The 5,868-nt window shown below is 71.9% G+C and carries 8 protein-coding genes; 5 read left to right on the top strand and 3 right to left on the bottom strand.

Going from position 1 to position 5,868, the window contains the following annotated elements; genetic code table 11:
- Positions 1–510: 510 nt before the first annotated feature.
- Both ACOJTC_RS14225 and ACOJTC_RS14220 read right to left on the bottom strand, forming a co-directional pair.
- A complete protein-coding gene (locus ACOJTC_RS14225) occupies positions 511–705 on the bottom strand; it encodes a DUF397 domain-containing protein (protein WP_420117223.1) in 195 nt (64 codons plus the stop codon).
- Positions 706–713: 8 nt separating this feature from the next.
- Positions 714–1,541, bottom strand: coding sequence for a helix-turn-helix domain-containing protein (locus ACOJTC_RS14220; protein ID WP_420117222.1), 828 nt, complete (start codon positions 1,539–1,541; stop codon positions 714–716).
- Positions 1,542–1,671: 130 nt separating this feature from the next.
- Here ACOJTC_RS14220 and ACOJTC_RS14215 point away from each other — a divergent pair, with 130 nt between their 5' ends.
- The 4 genes from ACOJTC_RS14215 to ACOJTC_RS14200 are packed head-to-tail and all read left to right on the top strand — an operon-like array spanning position 1,672 to position 3,443.
- Positions 1,672–1,893 (top strand): hypothetical protein, encoded by a 222-nt coding sequence (locus ACOJTC_RS14215; protein ID WP_420117221.1) that lies wholly within the window; start codon positions 1,672–1,674, stop codon positions 1,891–1,893.
- The gene (locus tag ACOJTC_RS14210; RefSeq protein ID WP_420117220.1) at positions 1,890–2,060 is read left to right on the top strand and encodes a hypothetical protein; all 171 of its coding nucleotides are present in this window, start codon (positions 1,890–1,892) and stop codon (positions 2,058–2,060) included. Before ACOJTC_RS14215 ends, ACOJTC_RS14210 begins: the two co-directional genes overlap by 4 nt.
- A complete protein-coding gene (locus ACOJTC_RS14205) occupies positions 2,047–3,246 on the top strand; it encodes a helix-turn-helix domain-containing protein (RefSeq protein WP_420117219.1) in 1,200 nt (399 codons plus the stop codon). The genes ACOJTC_RS14210 and ACOJTC_RS14205 overlap by 14 nt, the downstream gene beginning before the upstream one ends.
- A 2-nt stretch (positions 3,247–3,248) precedes the next feature.
- Positions 3,249–3,443: a hypothetical protein gene (locus tag ACOJTC_RS14200; protein ID WP_420117218.1), complete on the top strand. Its 195-nt coding sequence runs from the start codon at positions 3,249–3,251 to the stop codon at positions 3,441–3,443.
- Between the two features lie 325 nt (positions 3,444–3,768).
- Here ACOJTC_RS14200 and ACOJTC_RS14195 read toward each other — a convergent pair whose 3' ends face one another.
- Positions 3,769–5,043: a glycosyltransferase gene (locus ACOJTC_RS14195; protein WP_420117217.1), complete on the bottom strand. Its 1,275-nt coding sequence runs from the start codon at positions 5,041–5,043 to the stop codon at positions 3,769–3,771.
- A gap of 24 nt (positions 5,044–5,067) precedes the next feature.
- Between ACOJTC_RS14195 and ACOJTC_RS14190 the strand changes: the two genes are divergently transcribed.
- Positions 5,068–5,868: Fpg/Nei family DNA glycosylase (locus ACOJTC_RS14190; RefSeq protein ID WP_420117216.1), on the top strand; the 801-nt coding region annotated here is incomplete at its 3' end.

The following is a 5,868-nucleotide window of genomic DNA, read 5'->3' as shown; positions in this document are numbered from 1 at the left end:
CACCCGGTACAACATCGCGATGGCCCACCAGGCGAACGGCGACCTCGACCAGGCGATCCGCCAACTCGAACACGTCGTCGACCTCGACCGGCAGATCGACCACCCCGACCTCGAAGACGACACCGCCGTCCTCGAACAACTTCGCCAGCAACGCGCGGAAAGCCGGTAAGGAAGAGCCTGTCTACGCCATGCTCGGCTGTCGGCGAGAGCCAGGCAGCAGTCAAAGCGTGTGGCTATGACGTCGGGGGTGGGCCGAATGCGCGACGGGCGGCCCGTACGGCCAGGGTGGCGAGGGCGCCCCCCTTGATCGGCTCCGTTGGAGCGGAGTTGGGGTGTCAACCGCGCCCGGATGCCGCCACTTCGGCCCACAGGTTTGGCGCAGCCGCAGATCCCGGGTTGCGGGACTTCCGCCGGGAATCCATCGTCGAGCCCCGACACGATGGGTAACCAGCGCGCCCCAGTTCCCGAGACGGGAGCCGGGGCGTTCAGTGCCGTGGTGGGGAAACGACGTCAGTTGCTCTTGAGGAAGTCGACGAAGGTACACCAGTCCTGGCTGTCGAAGGCCAGGGTGGGGCCGGTCCTGTCCTTGCTGTCCCGGACGGCCACCCCGTTGCGAAGGTCGGCCACCTCGACGCACGCGCCGCCGTTGCCGTCGCTGCGGGTGGACTTGCGCCACACCGCGCCGGTGAGGTCCGGGTTCGACATGTCAGCCTCTACTTCATCTCGCCTGCGATCCGCAGCATGAGCCTGCGGGACTCCACCGGCCCCAAGGCCGCAGCCCGGAGACGGTCCCAGTGCCGATTGTAGGCCCGGAGCGCTTCGGGGCTGTCGAGGTAATCCGCGTCCGTGAACGTCTCCAGGTAGACCACGTCGGAGGCAACCTCCTCCCCGAACCGGAGGATGATGAAGCTGAACGAGGAAACGACATAGGTCTCGGCATCCAGCGGAAACACCTGGATCGTGATGTTCGAGCGGTCGGCGAGCGCGGCGAGGTGGGATAGCTGATCCCGCATAGTCGCCCGGTCGCCGAGGTTCCGCCGGAGGGCGGACTCGCTGAGGATGAAGTTCAGCTCTGGCCCGTCCGGGCGGTCAATGACCTTCTGTCGTTCGAGGCGCACCTCGACCTGCCGCTCCACGTCATCCCGGTCGATGATCGCCCTGATGTACGGCTCGGTCTGGAGGATGCCGGGGATGACTTCGGACTGGTACCAGCGGATCTCCGCCGCATCCGCCTCCAGGTCGAGGTACTGCCGGAACCAGTCCGGCACCACGTTGCGGTACCCGCTCCACCGCCCGCGCTGCCTGCCGGCGCGGGCGAGTTCCCGTAGCGGTTCGGCCTCCTCAGCCGACACGCCGTAGAAGTCGAGCAGCAGTTTCAGGTCCGTCAGCCGGATGCCGGACTGACCCAGCTCCATCCGGCTGACCTTGCTCGATGCGGAGTCGATGACCTCCGCCGCCTCGTCCTGACTCTTGCCTGCCGCCTCCCGGGCCCGTCGGAGGGCGTTGCCGAGGCGACGTCGCTGGATCGTCGGGGTGACCATCCGGCGAGTATCCCGCCCACGTCGCCCACGGTCCGACGACACGCCGTAGGTTCCCAAATCAGTTGTCACCTCCTAGCATGCGTTTTTAGGTTCCTAAATTAGGTAACCAGAAGAACTCTCGGGAGGATCAATGGCTCGGCATGCGAAGCACCTGACGCGCTCCGGTCTGCTGGCGAAGCTCTGGCCATTCGGGCGGCGGCGGGTGAACCCGCTCGACCGGCTCCGCCCGGCGACGAACCACGCGGAGCGCGTCGCGGCGTACCGGGTGATAGGGGTGGCCCGGGTGCCCGACCTGCCGGAACGGCCGCTGCTGACCCTGGCCGGGGAATACTGGGCGGGGTGCTGGTCGTGACGGCGCGGCGCGGGCCCGACCAGGACGACCGGGGCGAGCGGATCCAGGCGGCGGAACGTGAGGCGGCGCGGCAACGGATTCTCGCCCAGGCCGAGGCGGAGCGGATACCGGCCGAGGAGACCAACCGGGCGGTACCGGACCGGCGGTGGCGTCGTGGACAGCAGTGAGCTGCTGCCGGTCGGCCGGCGGGTGGCGTACTGGCGGGGGCGGCGGAAACTGTCGCAGCAGGTGTTCGCCGACCGGCTCGGCCGGTCGAAATCCTGGGTGGACATGATAGAGCGGGGTGTCAGGTCGCTGGAGAAGGTGTCGACGTTGCGGGACATCGCCGCCGTGCTGCGGATCGACACCGCCGTGCTGCTCGGTCGGGACGCGCGGCCTGCCACGACGACCGCCCGGATCGAAGGGGTGGAGCGGATCCGGGCGGCCCTGTCGACGTACGAGATGGCGCTGGGGCGACCGGCGACCCGCCCGGTGCCGCCGGCCGGCCGGGTGGTGCGGGACGTCGGGCACGCCTGGGTGCAGTTCCAGTACGCCAGGTACCCGCAGGTGGTCGACGTACTACCGGGCCTGCTGGCCGGCGTGCAGCGGATCTCCGCCGACGATCACGAGTCGAACCGACCGCTACTGGTGGACGTGTACCGGCTCACCGCCTCCCTGCTGGTCAAGCTCGGCGAGGCCGACCTGGGCTGGCTGGCCGCCGACCGGGCGATGGCCACCGGGGCCGGCGATCCCCTGCTGGTGGCCGCCGCCACGGTGCAGCTCGGCCAGGTGTTCCGCGCCTCGGGGCGGGCCCGCGCGGCGGTGTCGGCGTCGCTCGCCGCCGCGTACCGGATCGCCCTGCTCAGCCCCGACGACGCCGGCCCCGGTGAGTTGTCGCTGTGCGGGGCGCTGCTCGTGCAGGCCGGGCTGGGGGCGGCCCGCCGGGGCGACGACCGCGCCGTCGCCGACCTCCTCGACGAGGCCGCCGGGATGGCCGCGCAGGTCGGCGAGGGCCACGACCACCACCGGACGGCGTTCGGGCCGACGGCGGTGGACCTCGCCCGTACCGCCGCCGCCCTTGACCTGGGCGATGCCGGCGAGGCGGTGGCCTGGCACGAGCGGGCGACCCGATGGGACGCCTGGCGGTGGCTGCCGTTGGAACACCGGGCGGCGCACCTGGTCGACGCGGCCCGCGCCTACCTCCAGGCCGACGACCCGGCCAACGCCGGCCGGGTGCTGGCCGACGCCGAGCGGATGGCACCCGCCGAGGTACGCCACCGGCCCGCCGCCCGGGAGGTGCTCGCCCAGGTGGCCCGCACCCCGCACGCCCCGGCCACGATCGTCACGCTCGCCGCCGCCCTCGGGGTGACCTGACCATGACCGCGCCGCACCTGTCGTTGGCGCAGATCCGCAACCGGCTGATCCTCACCGCCCGCGCGGTCCTCCGCAGCCACCGCACCGACCCGGACGGCCGCTGCCGGGTCTGCCGGATCGCGGACTGCCGGGTGTCGGCCGCCGCCCGCGACGTCCTCGACGCCGCCGCTGCCTGCCAGCGCTACCACCCGGCGTGAAACACCGCCGGGCCGCAGCAGCTCACCGCCCGTCGTCCTCGCGGACGGCCAGCAGGAGGTCGAGAGGCCACACCTCAGCCGGGACGTCGCGCCTGCACGGTCGCCGCAGCTGTACCTGGCGATAGGTGGTATGCCTGTCCGTCATAAATATGCCTGCCAGGCATACCACTTCGAGTAGATGTGTCGCCTGCCCGCGACACGCCCGGCCGCCCTCCCCTGCCCACAGGCGCGCGCAGAGATCTTGGAAGGAAACGGCCCTCATGGGGGCCACTTTCTACCAAGATCTCGCGGGGGTCCCCCGGCAGCGGTCAGCGGGGCAGTGGGGTCAGTTGGCGCGGGTGAGGGAGGCGTAGATGGCGAGGTGCCGTTTGAGGACCACATCCGGGTGGAACGTCTGCTCGTACCGCAGCCGGGCCGGGGCGGAGAGCAGCGCGGCACCGGCCCGCGCGACCGGGAGCGCGGCGGCCAGGGCGGCCGGGTCCGGCGGGACCACCCAGCCGGCGGTGCCGCCCAGCAGGCCAGCCGGGACCGCCGGCGGACCGGCCGGCGGCGGGGCGTGACCCGCGACCGCCGAGGCGACCGCGGCCGGACCGGTGCCGGCGGGCTCGTGCGGGGCGTCCGCTCCCACCAGGTACGGGATGCCGCCGAGCGCGGTGCCGAGCACCGGCCGTCCACTGGCAAGCGCCTCGATGATCACCGTGGGCAGCACGTCGTGCCACATCGAGGCGGCGATCACCACGGCGCTCGCCTCGACGGCGGCGCGCACCCCGTCCCGGTCGAGCTGGCCCAGGTAGACGACGTCGGCGCGCTCGGCGGCGGCGGCCTCGACCAGCGGGCGCAGCTCGCCGTCACCGGCCACCCGCAGCGTGCCGAGGCTGCCCACCGGGTGCCGCCGCCAGGCGTCCAACAGCAGGTCGACACCCTTCTCCGGGGTGAGCCGGGCCAGATAGAGGAAACCGTCGCCGAGCGGGGTGGGTGCACCCGGGTCGGGCACCGCGTTCGGCTTGACCACGATCCGCTCGGCCGGGATGCCGTAGTCGGTCAGGTGGTCGGCGATGGCCGAGGTGAGCGCGATGAACCGGTCCACCGAACGCCAGGTGCCCCGGTGCACGGCCAGGGTGGCCGCCATCAGCGCGCTCTGCGCCCGCGAATCCCGGTAGCAGCGGTGCACGATCGACGGCACCGCCAGCGCCCGGCCCTTGCAGTCCTGGCAGATGACGCCGTCGCGGAAGTAGATCCCCGACGAGCAGACCTGCCGGTAGTTGTGCACCGTCTGCACCACCGGCACCCCGTGCTTGTGCGCGGTCCGCACCACCCAGGGCGAGAGCAGGGGGTACGGGTTGTGCAGGTGCAACACGTCCGGCCGGTGCTCGGTGAGCAGCCGGGACAGCTCCTGCTGCGCGCGGGGGGCGTAGATCGGTGAGATCGGCAGCAGCGCCTTGGCCGACTTCGGCATCGACGGGATCTCATCCGAGCTGCGGATGAACGGCAGCACCTCGACCCCGGCGGCGGTGAGCTGCCCGATCTCCGAGTCGACCATCGTGTTCTCACCCGACGGCTGGGCTTCCCGGTACCGGTTGTGCGCCACCACGATTCTCACGGGAACGAAGGCTACCGTGAGGGGGTGCCCGAGCTACCGGAGGTGGAAGCGCTCGCCGGCTACCTACGTGAGCGTGCCGTGGGGCGACGCGTCGACCGGGTCGAGGTCGCCGCGATCAGCGCCCTGAAGACGTACGACCCGGCGCCCACTGCGGTGTCGGGCCGGGCGGTGGCCGACGCCCGGCGGCACGGCAAGTTCCTCGACGTGATCTTCGACGGTGACCTGCACTTGGTGGTGCACCTGGCCCGCGCCGGCTGGCTGCACTACCGGGAGGCGTTCCCGTCGACCGTCCCGCTGCGCCCCGGCAAGGGCCCGATCGCCCTACGGATACGCCTCGACGACGGCTCCGGGTTCGACCTCACCGAGGCGGGCACCCAGAAGAAGCTCGCCGCCTACCTGGTGACCGACCTGGCGCAGGTCCCCGGGGTCGCCAAGCTCGGGCCGGACGCGCTCGACGCCGACCTGGCCACCTTCACCGAACGGCTGCGTAGCCGACGGGGGCAGGTCAAGGGGGTGCTGACCGATCAGTCGGTGCTCGCCGGGGTCGGCAACGCGTACTCCGACGAGATCCTGCACGCGGCGAAGCTGTCCCCGTTCGCGATCACCGACCGGCTCACCGACGACCAGCTCGCCACCCTGCACGCCGCCACCCGGACGGTGCTCGGCGACGCGGTACGCCGCTCGGCCGGGCACCGGGCGGCGGAGCTGAAGGGCGAGAAGCGTTCCGGGCTGAAGGTGCACGCCCGCACCGGACTGCCCTGCCCGGTCTGTGGCGACACCGTGCGCGAAGTCTCGTTCGCCGACTCCAGCCTCCAGTACTGCCCG

This window comes from Micromonospora sp. (genome assembly GCF_048594385.1).
GTDB lineage: Bacteria > Actinomycetota > Actinomycetes > Mycobacteriales > Micromonosporaceae > Micromonospora > Micromonospora wenchangensis.
The sequence above is the reverse complement of the archived record's forward strand: the minus strand, read 5'-3'. Positions and strand labels throughout refer to the sequence as shown.